Consider the following 20711-nt stretch of genomic DNA (forward strand, 5'->3'; position numbering starts at 1 on the left):
CAGGCGCTTTTTTATTTAAAAGTATTTTAGGATTGAAAGCCTAGTTTAACGAAGGCTGGAAGCATATTGGGCGCTGGAGGCGCAAGCGCGGTAAGTGTTTCGGTATCAAGCGATATTTCTAGCTGCCGTGCGAGAAGGTGTAACCCAGTGGAATGTCTGTCCCCATAAACTGGGTCCCCTAAAATAGGCGTACCAAGTGCTGCGCAATGGGCACGGGCTTGATGAGTTCTGCCTGTTAAGAGCGTAAGCTCTACCCAACTAAGGTTGTTTTGAGTGTGAATAACGCGCCACTTGCTATGGGCTGGATCACCCTTGGGATGAGGGATCATTTTCCAACCTTTAGGGGTGGATTGCCTGAGGAGCGGAAGTGTTATTTCACCAGACGTTTGTGGCAGCATTCCAGAAAGAATAGCCCAATAACGCTTCGTTACTTTTCGTTTTTGAAAGGCTGTTTGCGCATCTATCAGTGCTGTCTTTCGACGCGCTATCAGGAGGCATCCAGCTGTGTCGGTATCAAGCCTATGGGCGAGCCAAGGCCCCCCTCGTGTATGAGTAATGAGACGACTTTCAACAGAATCCTGAGTGGATGGGCCCGGGTGAACCGCAAGACCAGGAGGTTTGTTAATGATTAGAAATCGTGGTGTTGTAACAAGAAGTGGAAGTTCCTGCCCCGATTTAAAGATACGTTGAGGGGCAGGAGAACCATTCCTATTCGTCGTCATAAGAAGAGGGGCGACGCATGAGTATTTCACGTTTACCAACATGATTTGCTGGTCCAATAATGCGCTCTTTCTCCATTTGGTCGATCAGCTTGGCAGCACGATTATAGCCAATTGAAAGATGGCGTTGAATAAAGCTGGTTGAGGCACGTCCTTCTGTCATGACAATCTCAACGGCCTTGTCATAGAGGTTATTTTCATTATCTCCACTGCTGTTCCCACCGTAGCTGCTACTGGAGGATGCTTTTTCTTCGTCGTCGTCAGCGGTAACGTCATCATTATAAATAGGGTCACCTTTAGAGCGCAGATCTGCCACGACAGCTTCGACCTCTTCATCAGCAACAAAAGGACCGTGAACACGGGTAATACGTCCGCCACCTTGCATGAACAACATATCGCCCTGTCCAAGAAGTTGCTCTGCTCCCTGTTCTTGTAAGATCGTACGGCTGTCAAACTTACTAATGACTTGGAAAGAAATACGGGTAGGGAAATTTGCCTTAATGGTACCCGTGATCACATCAACGGATGGACGCTGGGTCGCCATAATAACGTGGATTCCTGCTGCACGGGCTTTTTGTGCTAATCTCTGAACAGCTGTTTCAATTTCCTTACCTGCGACCATCATAAGATCAGCCATTTCGTCAATGACAACGACAATGTAAGGTAACGTTTCTAGAGGAACTTGCTGCTCATCGAAGGTAGGTTTGCCTGTTTCAGGGTCAAAACCTGTCTGCACGCGTTTGGTGACCATCTCACCAGATGCTCGAAGTTGTTTTACACGCTCGTTATAGCCGTTGATATTACGGACTTGCAGTTGTGCCATGAGCCGATATCGACGATCCATTTCCTGAACCGTCCATTTAAGTGCACTGACTGCCTTGCTCGGTTCCGTAACAACGGGTGTTAGCAGGTGCGGGATGCCATCATAAATTGAAAGTTCCAGAATTTTAGGATCAATCATGATTAAACGACACTCTTCCGGGCTTAAGCGGTAGAGGAGGGATAAAATCATGGCATTAACGCCCACAGATTTACCCGAGCCAGTGGTTCCCGCAACGAGAAGATGAGGCATCTTGGCAAGGTCTGTATAGACAGGGGTGCCAGAAATATCTTTCCCTAAAGCAATTTGTAGACGGCCCGTACCGGAGACCCATTCTGGAGAACGTAGAAGTTCTGAGAAGTAAACGGTTTCTCGTTTTGCATTGGGGACTTCAATACCAATGACATTGCGGCCTGGAACGGTAGCAATTCGAACGCTTAAAACGGATAGGGAGCGTGCAATATCATCGGAAAGACCAATAATCCGCGAAGAGCGAATTCCTGGAGCGGGTTCAAGCTCATAGAGTGTAACAACTGGGCCTGCATGAATATCCCCAATAGTTCCTTGCACTCCGTAGTCAGACAAGACCGTCTCCAAAAGTCTGGCTTTTGATTGGAGAGTTTCTTGTGAAGGCCCTGTCGAGGCATGTGGTGGCGGAGGGTTAAGGAGAGAAAGAGAGGGCAAATTCCAGCCAGCAGGTGCAGGGGGCTGTGGTTTGGGAGCCGGCCTTACCTCTTGTTGAGGAGTTGAAGGCGTTTTTAGCATACCAAAGAGACCACGTTTTTGTGGCTCTGAAGGAGGAGCGGCTAGGCTATTGGTTGGAATGACGTCATCAATATCATCTTCAATCGGTGTTTGATGTTGTGCTGCCTCTTCACGTTGGCGAGAAATCTGAGCGAGTTTTTCAGCGTAACGATTGGAAGGGGCCTCTTGCTCAGGATAATTACTATCATCATGTGCAGGGAGAGTCTCTTTAATCGGCTGAGGCGCTGGGTGCTCGTAAAGGTCTTCAGATGTTTCAACAGGCGGTTGCATCCATCCTGTATTTTGAGGAATAAAAGGTGCTGGTTGAGTGCGCGGATCACTTTTTCCGAAGTTGCGCCGTAGAAAACTAAGAGGAGTTGCATACGGTGCAGGAGCCGTGTTGAGCGATCCGGGATGAAATTCATAATCACGATGGTCAGGAGCAGGCCGATCGGACGTTTGAGGGCCATTTAAACGTCTGATTAAAAGAATGGGCTGACGACCAAGGATCAGGAAACCTTGGCCAATAGCGCGCCATTCACGCCATTGAAGTCCCATGGCTAAAGGCATTAAAATACCCATTAACAAAAGGACAAGTAAGACGGCTAAAGTGCTTCCAGCAGCTCCTGCCTCGGCATTTGCTGCATCTAAAAGGCGTTGTGCACAATTACGCCCCAGTTGCCCCCCTAGGCCACTGGCCGTAGGCCATGAGACTTGAAGCCCGGGAATAAGAAGTTCCAAAGTGCCAATAAATGTAGCGCCAGCGGGAAGAACAGCCAGTGCCGCTAGAATGCGGATAATGGGAGAAGTCATTCCATGGTAACGAACCATTCTCCAAGCCCATGCGAGCAAAACAGCAATCGGAAGACCACTTCCCAAGCCAAGCCACTGAACCAGAGCATCAGAAATTGTGGCGCCAGTCCGCCCCAGTAGATTAGTGGGTTGTGTTCCGGTGGCCGTGTTGAACGAAGGATCGTGTGGGTTAAAGCTCCATAAGGCGATTCCGATTGCAACGGCTGCAAGAAGAAAAGCGAGACCCAGCAATTCCATCAGACGTGCATGGAAGGCACTTTTGAGTTTAGGGCTTATATGCTGGGCGTGTGCCTCACGGACAATGTTGCGCACTGTACTGGTCGATCGGCTAAACACGGCCAAAATTTACCACCTTGTTAGTTTCGGATTACAGATTATGAATATCAGTGAAATAAACTGAATATCTGGTTAAATATAGCAGAAAAATTATGGAAGGGTGGAGAGGTATTTCCAAATAGTCACTTTTGCGGCCCCAAATTTACGGATTGATAAAGGTTCCAACTCTGTGCCGGGTGGAACGTTGCGCGTGTGCGGAAAAAAAGGTTTAAAATCTTCCGTTGCACCCGTTTCGGCGACAATGAGTGCATTTTCTGCGATCCACCCTGAACGGGATAATGCCGTCAAACCAGATTCGACCAATCCTTTACCATAAGGGGGGTCAAGGAAAATGAGGTTGTGCGCTTCTGACGCTTTGGGTGGGTGGGTAACGCTACAACTTAAAACACGAGAATGCTCACGTGCGTGGCATGTGTCGAGGTTCTGTCGCAGCGCCTGAAGAGCACTTCGGTCCCGTTCAATAAATGAAACACGTTGAGCGCCACGCGATAAAGCTTCTAAGCCCATTGCGCCTGTCCCAGCAAAAGCATCCAAAACAACCGCATTTTCTAAGAACTCTCGTCCATACCACGGTGCATGTGCAAGCATATCAAAAATGGCTTGTCGTGTTCGGTCAGAGGTTGGGCGTGTCCGGCCTCCTTGAGGAGCTATGAGAGTGCGGCCTTTATATTCTCCCCCGACAATACGCATTTTTAACGAGCCTTGTTTTTGGATTGCGTTGGAAAATCGGGGATTTGTTCACGGAGGATTTTTCCATTCACTTCCTCAATTTCTCTTGCTTTTAAGGACCCAAGCTGAAAAGGGCCGTATGATAAGCGGATAAGGCGGCTTACATGAAGGTTAAGCCCCCGCATGACTTTACGGATTTCACGGTTTTTGCCTTCTTTGAGGCTGACCGTTAGCCACGAATTATCGCCTTTTGTAGAGTCGAGCGCTGCTTCGATTGAACCATAGCGAACGCCTTCATACTCAAAGCCATCAATGAGAGAGGCAAGACGTTTTTCGTCAACAACACCAAAAACTCGTACTCGATAACGCCGGATCCATGCATTGCTAGGGAGCTCGAGGCGCCGAGCCAACTCTCCATCATTTGTAAGGAGGAGAAGCCCTTCGGAATTAATATCCAATCGTCCAACGCTGATGACGCGGGGCATTCCTTCAGGAAGAGATTCGAAAACAGTTTGCCTGCCTTGTGGGTCTTTGTGGGTGGTGAGTAGGCCATCGGGTTTATGATAGCGCCACACGCGTGTTCGATCTGGGTTTTCGATAAGTTTTCCATCGACTTGGATCATATCGCCAGATTGAACAAATGTTGCAGGGTGGGTCACGGGATGGCCGCCGAGTTTGATTCGCCCCTCTTCGATCATGCGTTCAATGTCACGGCGGCTAGCAACGCCTGCACGTGCAAGAAATTTGGCGATGCGCTCGCCTTTGGGTTCATCAGAGTTGGATGTGGAGTGTGTGGTCATGGGGCAGCTGCTTCTATCAGGGCCGTGTATAAACGACGGTCCCCGGGATCAAGGGTAAATTCAGGGTGCCACTGAACACCAATGGCAAAACGTTTTTCGATAAGCTCAATTGCTTCAATAGTCCCATCAGGTGCAAGGGCTGAAATACGGGCTGAACCAGAATTTTTTACAGCCTGATGATGAGATGAGTTTACACTCATTTGTGAGGATTGCACAATTTTAGATAAATATGTGTTGGGAAGAACAGAAATGGGGTGCCCCACTTCATGGCGGGGGTTAGGTTGTTCATGCCCAAGGGCAGGGTCAAGATGTTGGATGAGGGAGCCTCCAGCTTCAACGGCAAGAAGTTGCATTCCCCCGCAGATTCCTAAAATGGGAATGTCTTTGTGCAAGGCATGTTGCAACAGAGCGCGTTCAGCGGTTGTTCGTTTGGGAAAAGGTTTTGTTCGTGGATGGGGTGCTTCATTATAAAGCTGAGGGTCCACATCAAAATCGCCGCCAGTAATAATAAGCCCATCTAAATGTTGTATAATATGATTTATGTTTTTCGTGTCATATCCAAGGCAAACGGGAATGCCGCCTGCTTCAGAAACGGCTGTGAGGTAATTTTCACGTAAAGCATGATAAGGATAACGAGAGAATTTTCCTTCTCCTCCAGAATCCAGATCAAGGGTAAGGCCAATCAGGGGCGGACGTATAGCAGACATGCATCTTATCATCGCATTATGATCAAGTTTGATACAAGCCACGCTATGGAAAAAGCTTTTAAAGCCGCTCAAGAAGCCGCGTTAAAAGGTGAGGTGCCTGTTGGCGCTGTCGTGTTGTCTCCTGACGGAGAGACGCTTTCGATTGCACATAACCGCGTGGAAGAGACGTATGATGCATCAGCGCATGCGGAGTTGCTTGCGATGCGTTTAGCGGCGCAGAAGGTAGGTTCTCCGCGATTAGTGGGATGTACAGTGGTCGTGACGTTAGAGCCCTGTGCTATGTGCGCTGCTGCTATTTCTCATTTTCGGTGTGAGCGATTGGTTTTTGGAGCTTATGACCCAAAAGGGGGAGGGGTTGAGCATGGGGCACGGGTGTTTGAGAAGAGGAGCTGCTTTCATAAACCAGAAATAATTGGTGGAGTGAGAGGAAGAGAAATATCGCAGTTACTCAAGGGTTTTTTCCAACAATTGAGATAAAAACACGATAAGAATATCTCATCTTACGAATGTTTCACCTTCTCGTCAGATTGTAGAATGAAAGCATAGTTCATACTGCAAAAATTACGTAGAATCTGTTTCCTTATTATGTGGGACTTATATGACTTCACGCTTTCGTTCTGTGCTCGTTGCTTTTACGGCTGCGACAGCTCTTGCTACCGCTCCTATTGCTTGGGCAGATAATGGAGCCATTAAACCACAGACTAATGTTCAGGCTCTTCCAAATTTTGTAAATCTTGTGAAGCAGGTGAAGCCAGCTGTCGTTTCTATTACAGCGCATATAAAAGCTGATGTTGCTGAACAAGAGGAAGGTGGCCCAGAGGGAGGTGAAGGGGCGCAAGGGATGCCGTTTCCTTTCCCATTCCCGTTTCAAATGATGCCACAACAACCCGCTAACCGGACGGTGGAAGCCCGTGGGTCAGGGTTTATAATTTCGTCGGATGGTTACGTTGTAACCAACAACCATGTTGTAAATGGTGCGACAAAAGTTACCGTTACGTTGGATGATGGCACACGCTTGCCTGCCAAAGTTATAGGAAAAGACTCCAAGACAGATGTGGCTTTACTGAAGGTTAAACCGACGGGAAAGCTGCCTTTTATTGAGTTAGGTGATTCGGATGAGGTTCAGCCGGGTGAATGGGTGATCGCTGTTGGGAATCCGTATGGCCTTGGAGGAACGGTAACGGCCGGGATTGTGTCTGCTCTTGGACGTGATCTGCATTCTGGTGCGTATAACGACTTTATCCAAATTGATGCGCCAATTAATCATGGTAATTCTGGTGGACCGCTCTTTACGCAAGATGGAAAAGTTGTCGGCATTAATTCTATGATTTTCTCTCCTAATGGAGGGGGGTCAATTGGAATTGGTTTTGCCATTCCTTCGAATACAGTACGCTCTGTCGTAACCCAGTTGGAAAAAACAGGTCATGTAACGCGTGGCTATCTGGGGATTGAGGGGCAAGATATTTCATCAACGATGGCCCAAGCGCTGAACTTAAAATCTGCTGAGCCTGGAAGCCCTCCTCACGGAACGCTTGTTGCGTCAGTGGCTAAGAGTAGTCCAGCAGAAAAGGCTGGTATTAAGAGCGGGGATGTTATCCTAAAGTTAAATGGGCAACCGATTAAGAACGCTCATGATTTGGCCGTTAAGGTTGTGATGATTGCTCCGGGCGCTCAAGCAAAACTTGGTATTTTGCGGGATAGCCAGCCTTTGGATGTTCCGTTTGTTGTTGGGAACTTATCCAGTCAAGATCATGGGCATAATAAAGATGGTGGTGAAACGCCTCAGTCCTCTGGTCCTGGGAAATTAGGTGTCTCTCTTGCTTCTTTAACCCCGCGAGCACGTCAAGAACTAGGATTGGATGATACGGTACAAGGTGCCGTGGTGGCGGATGTTGCTCAAGGGTCTCCAGCTGATCAGGCTGGTATTCGTCCAGGCGATATTATTGTTGCAGTGAGTAACCACATGACCACAACACCGAAAGCGGTTGTTGCGCAAGTGAAGGATGCTCTGTCACGTAAACAGCCGCCTTTGCTGAGAATATTGAGGGATGGTCAACAGCTTTTTGTTGCGGTGTCCCCTAATGGGACGGATGATGACAATTCTGGTGATGAAGATGATATGCCTTAAGAACTAAGTGTTTAGTATGACATATTGTAAGCGAGGGAACGTTTCCCTCGCTTTTTATTTATATGGGTAGAGAAAAAGTACAACTAGACAGGAAAGTGCAGATCCGCTCTTGTGTTCTGGTGAAAGGCAATCGTTTTACGGTGGCTTATAGTACAATTGTATGAAGGATTTTGGATCAATGGCTCATATCAGTCCACTTGCTGGAAAAACATTAGATCAGTCTCAATTGACCGATATTCCAGCTCTGGTTGCTGCCTATTATGATCGTAAACCAGATGTTTCCATAGGGACGCAGCGTGTTTCATTTGGCACATCTGGGCATAGAGGTTCTTCTTTACATACAAGTTTTAATGAAGGGCATATTCTTGCGATTTGTGAAGCGATTTGTCGCCATCGCAAGGCAGAAGGTATTGATGGGCCGTTATTTATGGGGATGGACACCCATGCTTTATCCGAGCCTGCTCAGAAATCGGCTATAGAAGTTTTTGCTGCACATGGCGTTGATGTGCGGATTGATGAACATGATGGTTATACGCCAACACCTGTTATTTCACATGCTATTTTAACGTATAATAAAGGTCGTAAAACAGGTTTGGCAGATGGTGTGGTGATTACGCCTTCGCATAATCCGCCAACAGATGGTGGTTTTAAATATAACCCACCGAATGGTGGCCCAGCGGATACATCTGTTACAAAAAACATTCAGGATATGGCCAATTCATTTTTGGAAAATGGCCTGAAGGATGTGAAGCGCTTACCGTACGAAGAAGCAAAGAAAGCGCCGAACATCCATAAATATGATTTTGTAACACCCTACGTAAATGATCTTGAAAATGTGCTTGATATGCAAGCTATTCGGGATTCAGGAATTAAGATCGGAATTGATCCTTTAGGTGGAGCTGCGGTTCGGTATTGGCAGCCAATTATCGATCGTTATGGCTTGAATGCAACGGTAGTGAGTGATGCTGTTGATCTGACTTTCTCGTTCATGACGGCTGATTGGGACGGGCAAATCCGGATGGACTGTTCATCCCCCTATGCCATGGCAAGATTGATTGAGATGGGCGGGCGGTTCGATGTTGCCTTTGCCAATGATACAGATGCTGATCGGCATGGAATTGTAGCCATGCCAGATGGCTTGATGAACCCTAATCATTTTCTTGCGGTTGCCGTATCTTATTTATTTCAAAACCGTCCCCAATGGAAAGATGGCCTTGGCATTGGCAAAACGTTGGTGAGTAGTAGTTTGATTGACCGCGTTGCTAAAGAAATGGGTCGTAAACTCGTTGAAGTTCCTGTCGGTTTGAAATGGTTTGTTCCAGGGCTGATGGATGGTTCTTTGGGCTTTGGCGGAGAAGAAAGCGCTGGAGCGACGTTCTTAAGACGTGATGGCTCGGTCTGGACGACGGATAAAGATGGCATTGTTCTTGGCTTATTAGCTGCTGAAATTACGGCCAAGACAGGAAAGAACCCAAGTGCGCATTATCATGAATTGATCGGGCGTTTAGGTACGCCATATTATGAACGTATTGATGCTGCGGCGAATGCAGAACAAAAAGCAAAGCTTTCTAAGCTTGCGCCAGAACAGTTCCCGCTGGATGTTTTGGCGGGTGAGCCTATTCTTGCCAAATTAACAAAAGCACCGGGGAATGGAGCAGCCATCGGTGGTTTGAAGGTTGTGACAGAGAATGGATGGTTTGCAGCACGCCCATCCGGAACTGAAGATGTGTATAAAATTTATGCAGAAAGCTTCAAAGGCCCAGAGCATTTGAAAGCGATACAAAAAGAGGCTCAAGAAGCTATTTCTAAAGTTTTTGCATCTTAATTTTGTAGGATGTGATTTCCCCCTGCTGAGAGAGCCTCGGCAGGGGAAACGGATTTATGAAGAGATTTCAGCAAGCAATGCGTCTACATCTTCAGGGCGTGTGTAAAAGCTGGTAACAAAACGCACGAGTTGGCCTGAAACACCTTCTGGGGTAGGCCAGTGGTAGAAATGGAAACCGGCTTCTTGCAGGTTTTGCACCATAAGTTCTGGCAAAATAACGAAGACTTCATTGCTTTGGCGCTCATATGGCATTTGCGCGGCAGCATGTTTGCGGAGCCCTTCGGCTATGCGCTGGGCCATAGCGTTTGCATGTGTTGCATTTTTAATCCAGACATTATCGTGAAGCAGCGCAAGTAATTGCGTGCTAAGATAGCGATGCTTAGACCATAAGTGCCCACTGCGTTTTAGGCGGCGGCGGAAGTCTTCTATAAGGGGGCGTGTTCGCTCATTAAGAAAAAAGACGACAGCATCAGCGGCCATAGCGCCGTTTTTTGTTCCACCAAAAGAAAGAACATCTATTCCAGCTTTCCATGTAATATCAGCGGGAGAGCAATGGAGGTGGGCTAAGGCATTTCCTATTCTGGCTCCATCCATATGAACATAAGCGTTATGATCATGGCTGATTTTGGAAAGTTCAGTCAGGGTGTTTAGATCATAAACGAGCCCCCATTCATTTGCTTGAGTGATGGATAAAGCTTGAATCGGAGGTGCTAAAACGTCTTTTTGGGCATTTGATTCAAAAAGAGCAGGAAGAGCGTCGGCGGGTACTCGTCCATCTGCTGAAGGAATGCAGATGAGTTTAGCGCCATGTGTAAAAAATTCTGGGGCACCACCTTCATCTGTATGGATATGTGCACTTTGATCACACACGATGGCAGCATAAGGTTTTACAAGGGCTGATAACGCAATGCTGTTTGCTGCTGTCCCTGTAGCAATAGGGAAAACGGCAACTTCTGTTTCAAAAGTTTTTCCAAAATGGTGATCGAGAGATAAACTTAATTCATCCGCACCATAAGAAGCGACATTCTGATCGTTTGCCGCTATAATAGCAGACATCACTTCAGGACATGCAGGGGTAACATTGTCACTGGCGAAGTTCTTGCGTATTTCCTCTAACACGAAATTATCCTTATACATGCGATGATCGCGTACTGTATTAAAGCCTAACTGAAGGTTCAGTTTGTTGCCATCCGGAGAGCCCATGAGCATTTTGTCCCCAGAATTGGCTGGTAAACTCATTGACGGGAAAGGTATCGCCCGTAAATTAACTGATCATATAGGTCAGGAAGTCAGTCACTTTATTGAACAGGGTAATATTTTACCTGGTTTGGCTGTTGTGCTTGTTGGGAATGATCCTGCTTCAGAAGTATATGTAAAGAACAAAGCGATACAGACGCACCGCGCTGGGATGCGTTCTTTTATGCATATGCTGCCTCAGAGCACATCTCAAACTGAATTATTGGAATTGATAGCGCAATTAAACGAAAATTCACAAATCCACGGAATTTTGGTACAGTTACCATTACCAGAACAGATTGATCCTGTTGTGGTTACCAATGCCATTGCTCCCCATAAAGACGTAGATGGTTTGGGAGAAGTGAACGCCGGGCGCCTTGCTTTGGGTATTGATGGAATTATACCGTGCACACCCTTAGGGTGTTTAATGCTGTTGCAATCCGTTCACAAAGATATGACGGGAAAGCATGCGGTTGTTATTGGGGCCTCTAACCTTGTTGGAAAACCAATGGCACAGCTTTTATTGAAGCAAAACTGTACAGTTTCTATGGGGCATATTCATACGCGTGATACGCGAGCTCTGGCTCGGGAGGGAGATATTCTTGTTGTCGCAACAGGAAAACATGGCCTTGTAAAAGGAGATTGGATTAAGCCCGGTGCTACCGTTATTGATGTGGGGATTACACGTGTTCCAACAGATGAGGGAAAAACCCGTCTAGTGGGTGATGTCGCTTTTGATGAAGCATTGCCAATTGCGGGCCACATTACCCCTGTCCCTGGAGGTGTTGGTCCTATGACGATAGCTTGTTTGTTGCATAATACCTTACAAGCAGCGCGTCTTACACAATCTTTATAAGAGAGTAACCATCACTAATGTTAGTTTCTATCGAGCTTGTGCCCCGCTCAAAAGAAGACCTTTTACGAGACATTACGATTGTTGAGAATATTCTTCCACAGATTAATGTTTTGAATGTGCCGGACCTTTTGCGGTTTGATTTGAGAAGCTATGAAGCGGCTTCTTTTGCATATTCCGAAAAAAAAGATTTTAACGTTATTCCTCATATACGGGCCATAGATATTGCTCCGGATGCTCCATTGCCTTGTGTGGACCGACCAGAGATTAAAGAGGTTTTGGTCGTCGCGGGCGATCCTCCGCCAACAGAACAGCATGAGGTTTATCCTAATACGTCAGTTGATATTATAAAGAGATACCAGAAAGAAGCACCGCACCTTAGGGTATATGCGGTGTTTGATCCGTATCGTAGATCGCCAAAAGAAGAGTTGGAGGAATTAGAACGAAAAAAAGAGGCGGGAGCTTCAGGTTTTTTCACACAACCGATTTTTGATACAAACTTATTGCAGTTGTCGATGGATTGGTTACGTGATGAAACCGTGTTTTGGGGCATTTCTCCTGTATTGGGTGAAAAATCACGCCGATATTGGGAACGTGTGAATAATATTGTGTTTCCGAAAGAATATGATTTCTCTCTTGAGGGGAATATTCACTTTGCCCAACGTATGTTGCAGCTTGTAAAGCAGCAGAATGATAATGCATACCTGATGCCTTTACGTGTTGATTTAGGTGCTTATTTGACTGAGCTTCAGAGTTTTATAGTGTATTGATTACGAGAGTGGAGAGAGGCTTGAAGCAGATGGGGCTGAAAGGCCTGCAATCATATCATTGTTGATATCAATGAGAGGTTGTAGGCTTAAAGAGTTACTCAGAGAAAGGTTTGAGTGTTTTAAAGACCAGATTCCCAGAGAGATAATATCTTTTTTGAGTATTTCTGATAACGGACTTTGCTCGACATCTCGCAGAAGACTCGTCCATAGCTTTTTGTTGTTTGATATTGCTAGGATTCTGTCTGAAGGGCTGTTTGCATTATTCAGTAAGTTGTTGACATAGCGAAAGGCCATCGCTTCGACCTCGCGTGAGGATAAATAATTTCCTGACTGCTTTTGGTATTGTTGAGCTGCGTAACTCACATTTAATTGCTTTCATATTGAAAAGATGATTGTAAAAAAGTGCCTGCTTTTCACAGGCACTTTAGAAAAACTAGCTACGGAACAAGCTCATGATGTTTGAAGATTGTGAGTTTGCGATTGATAAAGACTGAATCGCAAGTTGTTGCTTCGTTTGAAGAGACGTTAGTTTCGCACTTTCAGCCGCTAAATCAGCATCTGTTAAAGCGCCGACACCCGTTGTTAGAGCATCTGACAAAGCGCTATTGGATGTTTGAAGCTGACTGATCGTATTGGTAGCCACACCAAGATTATCGGAAACAGAATTCATCGTGTTAATCGCTGCTTTAACTGCGAGCTGAACAACTGCTGTTCCTGATGTTGTGCTGGCTGCTACCGTGCCAGTAATGTTGGATAGGCTACTTGCTGAAACAGAAGCAGCATCTAGGTTTCCACCAGCAATTGTTAAAACGTTACTGTTGGAGCGTGAAACGCCGAAACCCGCATTGTCCATAGCATTCATGAGAGAGGAGGTTTCATCGTTTAGTTTTTGAGAGCCTGTTTCGGTAGCTGAACTACTTGTATTAACATCAACAATTTTTGTGATGTTTGTAGCATTCCCATTGCTATCAATTGCGGTGGATACGCTATAGGTCATGTTGCCACTAGCATCCGTTGAGGCAATGATATTTTTGCCACCACCAATATCATATGTGACCGTACCGTCAGAAGCTGTGCTTTGGGACTTAATGGCTGTAGATGCTAAAGATCCATCAGGGTTAACAGTAACAGTACCTTTAGTGCCTGTCGCTGCACTGACAGCTGTTCCCAGAGCTGCTGCAAGAGCGTCTGTAGATGCTAAATTTCCGCCAGTTTGATCATCCAGGACGAAGCTGCTTGTGACAGATGGATTTCCACCTGTGCCGTTACCTGATGTTGCTGAGTAGTTTTGAAGGGTAAGGGTCGTTGCTTTTGCACCAGTCGTTGTAAACGCTGTTACTTTGGAGAAATCGAGCGTAGCTCCCTTCGTCTTGGTGCTTAGGTTTTGTAAACCTAAGCCAATAGCTGTGGCATTACTTCCTGCTTGTGTGAAAAGATTGCCGTTTGCATCTTGGGCAGCAGAGATGTTGGTGTATTGGATATTGCTGTCTGTTGATCCTGCAAGAAGGTTTACACCTTGGAAGGTAGCATTTTGTGCAGATGTATTGATTTGTGTCAGATAGCTGGAAATCTGGTGATTAAGAGTGCCTTCATCTTCAGCTTTGTTTGCTGAGTTTGTAACTGTTGATGCAATATTTGCAAGAATGCTGGAGATTTGCTGGGTTTGTTTTGTCGCTGTGTTAACAACTTGTCCTGCCAATTGTAGCCCTGTGGAAACACCGGATAAAGAAGAAATATTGGCATTCATGGATTGAGAAATAGAGTAGATAGCAGGGTTGTCCGCTGCATTATTAACCTTTTTACCTGTAGAGATTGCATTTTCTGTTTTGTTAAGGGCATCTGTGGTTTGGCTTAGGGTTTGTAATGCAGCGAGTGATGCTGTGTTTGTATTGATAGACATTGTCATAATAATTTTCCCTTGGTGCATTATTGCGCTGCTACAATAGGAAAAAGAGGTTAAAGGAATTTAAATAGCCGACTCGTTGGAATGATTTTTTGTATTTTTCTTTCTTGCAGTCAGCTGAAGGGTATGCAAATTAATGACCGAACCGATCGGTCATTAATAAATATATAGATCATCTTATCCAGATGATTATAAAAAGAGCTATTAATTTAAAGTGAAAGAGAAACATATGTCGCAAGGCGACCATGAAAATGAACAGGAACAAATGATAGATAAACCCAAAAAAAGACGCAGCCCTGTTGTTAAGGTTGCTTTGTGGTTGCTCGTGATTTTAGTTGTGCTGGGTGTCGCTTCTTATATATTTCTAACCCGTAATGAGGTTGAAACGGATGATGCGTATACAACCGGACGGAAAGTGGCCATTGCGCCGCATGTAAATGGTTATGTTACCCAATTGCTCGTGAACGATAATCAGTTTGTTCACAAAGGTGATTTGCTTGTAACGATTGATGATCGTGATTATCAGGCTTCTTTAGATAAAGCGCGTGCGGATGTCAGTCAGGCAATGGCCAATATTCAGGCCTATAAATTGATGGCTGAAGTTGCCCGGAAAAATTATCCGGGGCAGCTTTTAACCGCTCAGGGAAATTTATCAGCTGCAAAAGCAGAGCTTTTTAGGTCTGAAACGGATTATAAACGCCAGCATCTTGTTGCGCGTGCTGCAACGTCACAGCAAGATATTGATTATGCCCGTGCTGCTTTGGATAGTGCGCGTGCACATGTTCTGCAGGCTCAAGGTCAGCTTGATCAGGCAGAACCTGTTCAGGCAAATATTGGAAATGCAGATACGCGTGTAAGCCAAGGGGACGCCACCCTTAAATCAGCTCAAGCTGAATTGAAGCAGGCCGAACTTAATATGGAATGGACGCAAGTGCGTGCTCCTAATGATGGTTGGATTTCACAACGTAATGTTGAGCGTGGGAATTTTGTTCAAGCCGGTCAACAGATGTTTTCGATTGTTGAGCCTGAAGTATGGGTGGTTGCGAACTATAAAGAGACGCAGCTGGCACATATGCGGCCAGGACAGAAAGTTGATTTAGAAATTGATGCATACCCTCAGTTGAAACTGAAAGGTCATATAGATTCACTTCAATTAGGTTCAGGAGAGTCATTCAGTACATTCCCTCCAGAAAATGCGACAGGGAACTTTGTAAAAACTGTTCAACGTATTCCTGTGAAAATATTGATTGATAGCGGTTTAGACCCACACGTGCCTCTTGCATTAGGTCTCTCCGTCGTTCCAACGGTTTATACGCGATGAGCGAAACAACAGATCAAGAGAAGGATTGGAAGCCCAAACATAACCCATGGCTTATTGCCATGGTGGTGACTCTTGCGGCTTTTATGGAGATTCTGGATACAACGATTGTGAATGTGGCGCTTCCCCACATTTCCGGTTCGTTGGGAAGTTCTTATGATGATGCGACTTGGGCTTTGACGTCTTATCTTGTCGCAAATGGTATTGTTTTAACGATTTCAGGATGGTTATCGCGCTTTTTCGGCCGGAAACGATATTTTCTTATTTGTATTGGCATGTTTACAGTCATGTCTTTTCTGTGTGGGTTATCTACATCTTTGCCCATGTTGGTTATCTTCCGGTGCTTGCAGGGCTTTTTTGGAGGAGGCCTACAGCCAAGCCAGCAGTCCATTATTTTAGATATCTTCCCTCCAGAAAAACGCGGGGCTGCTTTTGGAATGACGGCGATTGCCACAGTGGTTGGCCCTGTTTTGGGACCAATGCTGGGAGGGTATCTAACGGATAATTATTCTTGGCGCTGGATTTTTTACGTTAATGTCCCCTTTGGGATTATAACGGTATTTGCTGTGCTGGCTCTGCTGGAAGATCCACCATGGGAAAAACAAAAGAAAGAGAAGATAGATATTATTGGCATCAGCCTTATTACGTTAGGGTTGGGTTGCTTGGAAATTATGGCTGACCGTGGCGAAGATGATGATTGGTTTGGATCAAACTTCATCGTAACAATGGGGGTTCTCGGTGCTTTAGGTATCGTAGGAGCTATTGTCTGGTTGCTTTACGCAAAAGAGCCGCTTGTCAGATTAAGTGTATTGAAAGACCGTAACTTTGCGACTGGCATGTTTTTGATGGCTATGGTTGGTGCGGTTTTGTATGCGTCCGCGATCATTGTTCCTCAATTTGCCCAACAAGTGTTGGGATATACGGCGACAACGTCTGGTATGGTACTTGCTCCAGGTGGGGTCGCTGTTATGTGTCTCATTCCTTTTGTGGGACGTTTAATGAAGTTCATTCAACTTCGTTACCTTATAGCTTTTGGCTTTTTTATTATGGGCATGTCTATGTTTCAGGCTGCCAATTTGTATGAAGCAACAGATTTCAGGCATTTGACCTTTTATCGGGTATGTCAAACTGCGTCTTTGGCGTTTTTGTTTGTGCCAATTTCAACGATTGCCTATTCAACATTGCCTCGAAAGTTAAATTCAGATGCTTCTGCTTTATTTAGCATGGCACGGAATTATTTTGGCTCTATGGCAATTTCTTTGGCGACAGCTGCTATTATTGAAACACGGCAACGTCACCAGAACTACGTTACAGATCATATGACACCTGCGCGTCAGGAGTTCTCAAACTACATTAGTTCTGTACAAAAAACGGCACAGGCTCATGGCCTGACAACAAGTGCAGCTCATGATTTTGCTATATATCGCCTTGTGCGGGAATTTACCGTGCAGATATCGATGCTTGCTTATAATGAAGTCTTCTGTTGGTTGGGTGTAATTACTCTTTTCACGGTGCCAATCTGCTTTTTGTTATCGCCCAACGACACGAAAAATACCACACCTGCTGCTGGAGGGCATTAAGGGTGGGGAGCATATATTTTCATGAAGGCATCCGTTGTCAGACTAATCAATTGATTAATCGCTTTTTGACTATCATCGACTGGCAGCATGAAACGTTTGCGATGTACGATCCGCGCTTGGCACAGCATAAGCAGTTGCTCAGCAGCAAAAGAGGGGTCTGGAACAAAAAGATCCCCATTGTGATGTTTTTTACTCAACCATTCCGAGAGAGTGTTCAGAGTGCGTGTATATCCATAGCGCCAGAATGTGTCCGCCAGATTAGGAAACTGTGTAACCTCACTAATCAGGATGCGATACAATGCTTGGGAAATAGGCGATATCATAAGATGTATAATAGCCGCTACAAATTGAGAGATATTTTCCTGTATGCTTTTGTTGTTTTCTTTGGCCAAAGCATCAATCGTCGCGAGTTTCGTTGTGGTTTGCTCTTCAAAGAAAGCAGAAAAAAGGGAGGCTTTCCCATCGAAATGATTATAAAGCGTTCCTTTGGATACGCCCGCCTCTCGTGCAATTTGCGACATGGAGGCGCGCTCATACCCAACGGCCAGAAAAACTTTTTCAGCCCCGCGCAAAATCTGTTCTTTTTTGTTATTCATTTGGCAGGTAATGGCTTGGATTTTTTGTGGCGAAAGATGGGATCGGGCATCGATCGGTTTAATCATGGCAACGCAAAATCCTTCATAAATTTTTATTCTTTGTTTTTTTATATTTTGAACGAACTGATCTCTAACAACAAGTTTGTTTCTAATTCAGGAGTTTCTTTGTGAGCGCAACATTTTTTTCTCGCGCATTACTTAGTGGTTGCGCTCTTGTTGTTCTTTCTGGGTGCCTAAAGGTTGGCCCTAAATATCATGAGCCTCATCCATGGGCCCCGCAGCATTATGCAGACCATTCAGGTGCGCCGAACAGTGTCATTAGTGAAGAGCATTTGGCAAGCCAATGGTGGAAAATGTTTAAGGACCCAGAGCTAGCCTCTCTGGAAGACCGTATCATACAGCAGAACTTATCTTTTCGCTTGGCTACAGCTAATTTAGCGCAAAGTCGTGCGCAATTGATGATGGCAGGCGCAGAACGTTTTCCGGCTTTGAGTGCTTCTGGTTCGTATCAACGCAGTCAGCATAGTACCAAACAATTACAGGAAATTTTGGGACGTGTTGGTGGACAGGTAGGGCGTAATAACCCCGGTCTATTAGATAATGCCGAGAGCTTGGGAGGAGGAGACGTATCTGTTCCTCTTCTTAATCAGTGGAGGAATTCCATTGATGCGTCTTATGAGGTGGATTTATGGGGACGGGTGGCTCATCAATATGATGCAGCAAAAGCAGATTTGCAGGCGACAGATGAAGAGCGGCGATCTGTTTTAATTGCGCAGCAAGCCGATATGGCAAAAGGTTATTTGACGTTACGGGGAGATCAGCGTCGATTACATGTTTTGAACGATAGCCTTAATATTTTGCGGAATATTGCAGGCCTTTCCCAAGACCGTTATCGCAGCGGCCTCGTAACAGAAGTCGATGTAGACGCAGCTCAAGGGCGTGTACATGATACTGAGGCAGAAGAAGCTCAGCTTGAACAGAAAGTAGCCCAAGAAGAAAATGCCCTAGCTTTGTTGTTAGGCGCTCCTCCTAGTAGCTTGAATGATGAGCTTGAGAAGACGCAGAATAATCCAACCGTTCCACCTGTTGTCCCTGTAGGATTGCCGTCTGAATTGGCGCATCGTCGTCCAGATATTCGAGAAGCTGAGGCTAAATTAAGGGCTGCTGTTGCTGAGGTTGGTGAAGCAACGGCAGATTTTTATCCTAAGGTTACAATTAACGCTGACTTCGGATTTCAAACCTTGTCTTTTCGTGATTTAGGGTTTTGGAATGCGCGTGCTTGGAATGTGGGCCCTTCTATTTCTTTGCCGATTTTCCAAGGTGGGCGTTTGCGTGGACAGCTTGAACTGAAGAAATATGCTCAAAAAGCAGCCGCTATTTCTTATCAACAAACAGTTATTAAAGCATGGCATGATGTAGATAATGCTTTGATTGCTTATCGGGATGAGCAGTTACGCCGCCAAGGGTTAGAGAAGGGTGTTAATGACGATCGGCGGACTTTGGTCTTAGTACAGAGCCAGTATCGTAGCGGTTTAACAAATTATTTGAATGTGCTGGATGCACAATCACGACTACAAAATGATGAATTGACTTTTGTGGATAGTAACGCGGTCGTCGCGACTAATTTGGCGCGTCTATATAATGCATTAGGCGGCGGATGGGAGGAGATTCTCCCAGAAGGGGATGTGTCAAAAAAGAGTCTTTCTTCTGCAACTCCCGGGCCATAAACAATATGGTAAGAAGCAGCATTGATTTGTTATAAACCAGAAACAAAACGACATAATTAATAAAAACAATATTCCTCTATTAAATGGAGGGGTATTGTTCCTTACAAAGCACTATTTTTAGATAATGATCTAATAATTAAAAAATTATCTATGTAAATTAAAGTCAAATCAAAAAATTTGGATTGATAAGTATTTATCTTTTATAAGAGATTGTGTTTTGAGATTAATTCGAAAGAATTCGGTGTTTAAATGGTAAGATTTTTTACTGTGATGTTATTTTTAAAATAAAGAAAAAAACGTTTCTTGATAATAAGAGTTTTACCTTTTGATTATAAACACGCCATTAGATGAATGTGCAGATAGATTTGTTACTTGTCGTCATTGGCTCATTATGATTATGGGAAAGCTATGCCAAATCTTTCAGACCCTGATCTACCCGCACGTATTTTAGTTGTAGAAGATGATGCTGGAATGCGGACTCTTATTTTGCGCGCTCTACAAGGCGGTGGGTTCCGTGCTCGCGGTGTAGCCAGTGGCGAAGAAATGTGGACTGCACTGGAGGCAGCTCCTGTTGATCTTATTATTTTGGATATTATGCTCCCCGGTGTGAGTGGGGTTGAGCTGTGCCGTGCGATAAGAAGTGGACGGGGGGCTGTGCACTCAGGTGAACCCTCTCCGGCTGAGCTTCCTATTATTATGGTTTCCGCCCGTGGGGAAGAACGTGATCGTGTCACTGGGTTGGAGACTGGTGCTGATGATTATGTGCCAAAGCCCTTTGGTCAGCGTGAATTATTGGCGCGTGTGCGGGCTGTATTGCGTCGTGGAGGGGCGGCTTCAGCTGAAAAAATACGCCGTGAAAAGATACGCTTTGCAGGTTGGACATTAGATTTGCGTCGGCGAGAATTAACAGATCCTAGTGGAGCTTCTGTTGAGATTTCAGGCGCAGAACATGATTTATTAAATAGTTTTCTAGATAATCCTCAGCGTGTGATTGCGCGTGATCGTCTTTTAGAATTATCACGAACGCGTTTGGGGGATGTATCCGATCGGAGTATTGATGTCCTTGTGAGCCGATTAAGGCGTAAGCTCGGATCCGATGCAGATCAACTTATTCGGACAGTTCGTGGGTCTGGTTACATCTTTGTAGCAGAGGTAGAACGGCTCTGA

The 20711-nt window shown here is 45.4% G+C and carries 18 protein-coding genes; 9 read left to right on the forward strand and 9 right to left on the reverse strand.

Features of this window, described 5'->3' with window-relative positions; translation table 11 throughout:
• Positions 1–26: 26 nt before the first annotated feature.
• The 5 genes from E3D00_RS05360 to E3D00_RS05380 form a co-directional block, all read right to left on the reverse strand.
• A complete protein-coding gene (locus tag E3D00_RS05360) occupies positions 27–722 on the reverse strand; it encodes an RluA family pseudouridine synthase (protein ID WP_246091365.1) in 696 nt (231 codons plus the stop codon).
• Positions 709–3408, reverse strand: a complete 2700-nt coding sequence (locus E3D00_RS05365) for a DNA translocase FtsK (protein ID WP_141462386.1) — start codon at positions 3406–3408, stop codon at positions 709–711. Before E3D00_RS05365 ends, E3D00_RS05360 begins: the two co-directional genes overlap by 14 nt.
• 114 nt (positions 3409–3522) lie before the next feature.
• Positions 3523–4122 (reverse strand): 16S rRNA (guanine(966)-N(2))-methyltransferase RsmD, encoded by a 600-nt coding sequence (gene rsmD, locus E3D00_RS05370; RefSeq protein ID WP_141460626.1) that lies wholly within the window; start codon positions 4120–4122, stop codon positions 3523–3525.
• A 2-nt stretch (positions 4123–4124) separates the two neighbouring features.
• Positions 4125–4901 (reverse strand): pseudouridine synthase, encoded by a 777-nt coding sequence (locus E3D00_RS05375; protein WP_141460628.1) that lies wholly within the window; start codon positions 4899–4901, stop codon positions 4125–4127.
• A complete protein-coding gene (locus tag E3D00_RS05380; protein WP_141460630.1) occupies positions 4898–5620 on the reverse strand; it encodes a gamma-glutamyl-gamma-aminobutyrate hydrolase family protein in 723 nt (240 codons plus the stop codon). The genes E3D00_RS05375 and E3D00_RS05380 overlap by 4 nt, the downstream gene beginning before the upstream one ends.
• A 6-nt stretch (positions 5621–5626) precedes the next feature.
• On the opposite strand from E3D00_RS05380, the gene E3D00_RS05385 reads away from it, so the two are divergent.
• The 3 genes from E3D00_RS05385 to pgm all read left to right on the forward strand — a co-directional run bounded on the left by E3D00_RS05385 (position 5627) and on the right by pgm (position 9561).
• A complete protein-coding gene (locus E3D00_RS05385) occupies positions 5627–6085 on the forward strand; it encodes a nucleoside deaminase (RefSeq protein ID WP_141460632.1) in 459 nt (152 codons plus the stop codon).
• 121 nt (positions 6086–6206) lie between these two features.
• On the forward strand, positions 6207–7736 hold the full coding sequence (locus tag E3D00_RS05390) for a Do family serine endopeptidase (protein WP_141460634.1): 1530 nt from the start codon (positions 6207–6209) through the stop codon (positions 7734–7736).
• Positions 7737–7914: 178 nt separating this feature from the next.
• Entirely contained in the window at positions 7915–9561 is a 1647-nt protein-coding gene (pgm, locus tag E3D00_RS05395; protein ID WP_141460636.1) for a phosphoglucomutase (alpha-D-glucose-1,6-bisphosphate-dependent), read from the forward strand.
• A gap of 54 nt (positions 9562–9615) precedes the next feature.
• On the opposite strand, the gene E3D00_RS05400 is transcribed toward pgm, so the two are convergent.
• Positions 9616–10770, reverse strand: coding sequence for a threonine aldolase family protein (locus E3D00_RS05400; protein WP_456316388.1), 1155 nt, complete (start codon positions 10768–10770; stop codon positions 9616–9618).
• Between E3D00_RS05400 and folD the strand changes: the two genes are divergently transcribed.
• Together folD and E3D00_RS05410 are read left to right on the forward strand one after the other, a co-directional pair.
• On the forward strand, positions 10763–11653 hold the full coding sequence (gene folD / locus E3D00_RS05405) for a bifunctional methylenetetrahydrofolate dehydrogenase/methenyltetrahydrofolate cyclohydrolase FolD (RefSeq protein WP_141460640.1): 891 nt from the start codon (positions 10763–10765) through the stop codon (positions 11651–11653). The genes E3D00_RS05400 and folD overlap by 8 nt on opposite strands.
• Positions 11654–11670: 17 nt before the next feature.
• A complete protein-coding gene (locus tag E3D00_RS05410; RefSeq protein WP_141460642.1) occupies positions 11671–12420 on the forward strand; it encodes a methylenetetrahydrofolate reductase in 750 nt (249 codons plus the stop codon).
• Here E3D00_RS05410 and E3D00_RS05415 read toward each other — a convergent pair whose 3' ends face one another.
• Positions 12421–12783, reverse strand: coding sequence for a flagellar biosynthesis regulator FlaF (locus tag E3D00_RS05415; RefSeq protein ID WP_141460644.1), 363 nt, complete (start codon positions 12781–12783; stop codon positions 12421–12423).
• Between the two features lie 70 nt (positions 12784–12853).
• Positions 12854–14326 (reverse strand): flagellin N-terminal helical domain-containing protein, encoded by a 1473-nt coding sequence (locus E3D00_RS05420; RefSeq protein WP_141460646.1) that lies wholly within the window; start codon positions 14324–14326, stop codon positions 12854–12856.
• A gap of 226 nt (positions 14327–14552) precedes the next feature.
• Here E3D00_RS05420 and E3D00_RS05425 point away from each other — a divergent pair, with 226 nt between their 5' ends.
• Together E3D00_RS05425 and E3D00_RS05430 are read left to right on the forward strand one after the other, a co-directional pair.
• Complete coding sequence (locus E3D00_RS05425; protein WP_141460648.1) at positions 14553–15644, forward strand: HlyD family secretion protein; 1092 nt, start codon at positions 14553–14555, stop codon at positions 15642–15644.
• Positions 15641–17221 carry a DHA2 family efflux MFS transporter permease subunit gene (locus tag E3D00_RS05430; protein WP_141460650.1) on the forward strand — a complete coding sequence of 527 codons (1581 nt, stop codon included), beginning with the start codon at positions 15641–15643 and terminating at the stop codon, positions 17219–17221. Before E3D00_RS05425 ends, E3D00_RS05430 begins: the two co-directional genes overlap by 4 nt.
• Here E3D00_RS05430 and E3D00_RS05435 read toward each other — a convergent pair.
• On the reverse strand, positions 17218–17883 hold the full coding sequence (locus tag E3D00_RS05435; protein WP_141460652.1) for a TetR/AcrR family transcriptional regulator: 666 nt from the start codon (positions 17881–17883) through the stop codon (positions 17218–17220). The genes E3D00_RS05430 and E3D00_RS05435 overlap by 4 nt on opposite strands.
• A gap of 101 nt (positions 17884–17984) precedes the next feature.
• Here E3D00_RS05435 and E3D00_RS05440 point away from each other — a divergent pair, with 101 nt between their 5' ends.
• Together E3D00_RS05440 and E3D00_RS05445 are read left to right on the forward strand one after the other, a co-directional pair.
• Positions 17985–19544, forward strand: a complete 1560-nt coding sequence (locus E3D00_RS05440) for an efflux transporter outer membrane subunit (RefSeq protein WP_141460653.1) — start codon at positions 17985–17987, stop codon at positions 19542–19544.
• Between the two features lie 408 nt (positions 19545–19952).
• The gene (locus tag E3D00_RS05445; RefSeq protein WP_141460655.1) at positions 19953–20711 is read left to right on the forward strand and encodes a response regulator transcription factor; all 759 of its coding nucleotides are present in this window, start codon (positions 19953–19955) and stop codon (positions 20709–20711) included.

The sequence above is a fragment of the Swingsia samuiensis genome (assembly GCF_006542355.1).
Taxonomy (GTDB): Bacteria; Pseudomonadota; Alphaproteobacteria; order Acetobacterales; family Acetobacteraceae; genus Gluconobacter; species Gluconobacter samuiensis.

Excerpts from the sequence above, each read along its gene's own strand:
- E3D00_RS05360 (WP_246091365.1), bottom strand. The coding sequence starts at position 722 with ATGACGACGAATAGGAATGGTTCTCCTGCCCCTCAACGTATCTTTAAA.
- rsmD (WP_141460626.1), bottom strand. The coding sequence starts at position 4,122 with ATGCGTATTGTCGGGGGAGAATATAAAGGCCGCACTCTCATAGCTCCT.
- E3D00_RS05375 (WP_141460628.1), bottom strand. The coding sequence starts at position 4,901 with ATGACCACACACTCCACATCCAACTCTGATGAACCCAAAGGCGAGCGC.
- E3D00_RS05380 (WP_141460630.1), bottom strand. The coding sequence starts at position 5,620 with ATGATAAGATGCATGTCTGCTATACGTCCGCCCCTGATTGGCCTTACC.
- E3D00_RS05385 (WP_141460632.1), top strand. The coding sequence starts at position 5,627 with ATGATCAAGTTTGATACAAGCCACGCTATGGAAAAAGCTTTTAAAGCC.
- E3D00_RS05390 (WP_141460634.1), top strand. The coding sequence starts at position 6,207 with ATGACTTCACGCTTTCGTTCTGTGCTCGTTGCTTTTACGGCTGCGACA.
- pgm (WP_141460636.1), top strand. The coding sequence starts at position 7,915 with ATGGCTCATATCAGTCCACTTGCTGGAAAAACATTAGATCAGTCTCAA.
- folD (WP_141460640.1), top strand. The coding sequence starts at position 10,763 with ATGAGCATTTTGTCCCCAGAATTGGCTGGTAAACTCATTGACGGGAAA.
- E3D00_RS05400 (WP_456316388.1), bottom strand. The coding sequence starts at position 10,770 with ATGCTCATGGGCTCTCCGGATGGCAACAAACTGAACCTTCAGTTAGGC.
- E3D00_RS05410 (WP_141460642.1), top strand. The coding sequence starts at position 11,671 with ATGTTAGTTTCTATCGAGCTTGTGCCCCGCTCAAAAGAAGACCTTTTA.
- E3D00_RS05420 (WP_141460646.1), bottom strand. The coding sequence starts at position 14,326 with ATGACAATGTCTATCAATACAAACACAGCATCACTCGCTGCATTACAA.
- E3D00_RS05425 (WP_141460648.1), top strand. The coding sequence starts at position 14,553 with ATGTCGCAAGGCGACCATGAAAATGAACAGGAACAAATGATAGATAAA.
- E3D00_RS05430 (WP_141460650.1), top strand. The coding sequence starts at position 15,641 with ATGAGCGAAACAACAGATCAAGAGAAGGATTGGAAGCCCAAACATAAC.
- E3D00_RS05435 (WP_141460652.1), bottom strand. The coding sequence starts at position 17,883 with ATGATTAAACCGATCGATGCCCGATCCCATCTTTCGCCACAAAAAATC.
- E3D00_RS05445 (WP_141460655.1), top strand. The coding sequence starts at position 19,953 with ATGCCAAATCTTTCAGACCCTGATCTACCCGCACGTATTTTAGTTGTA.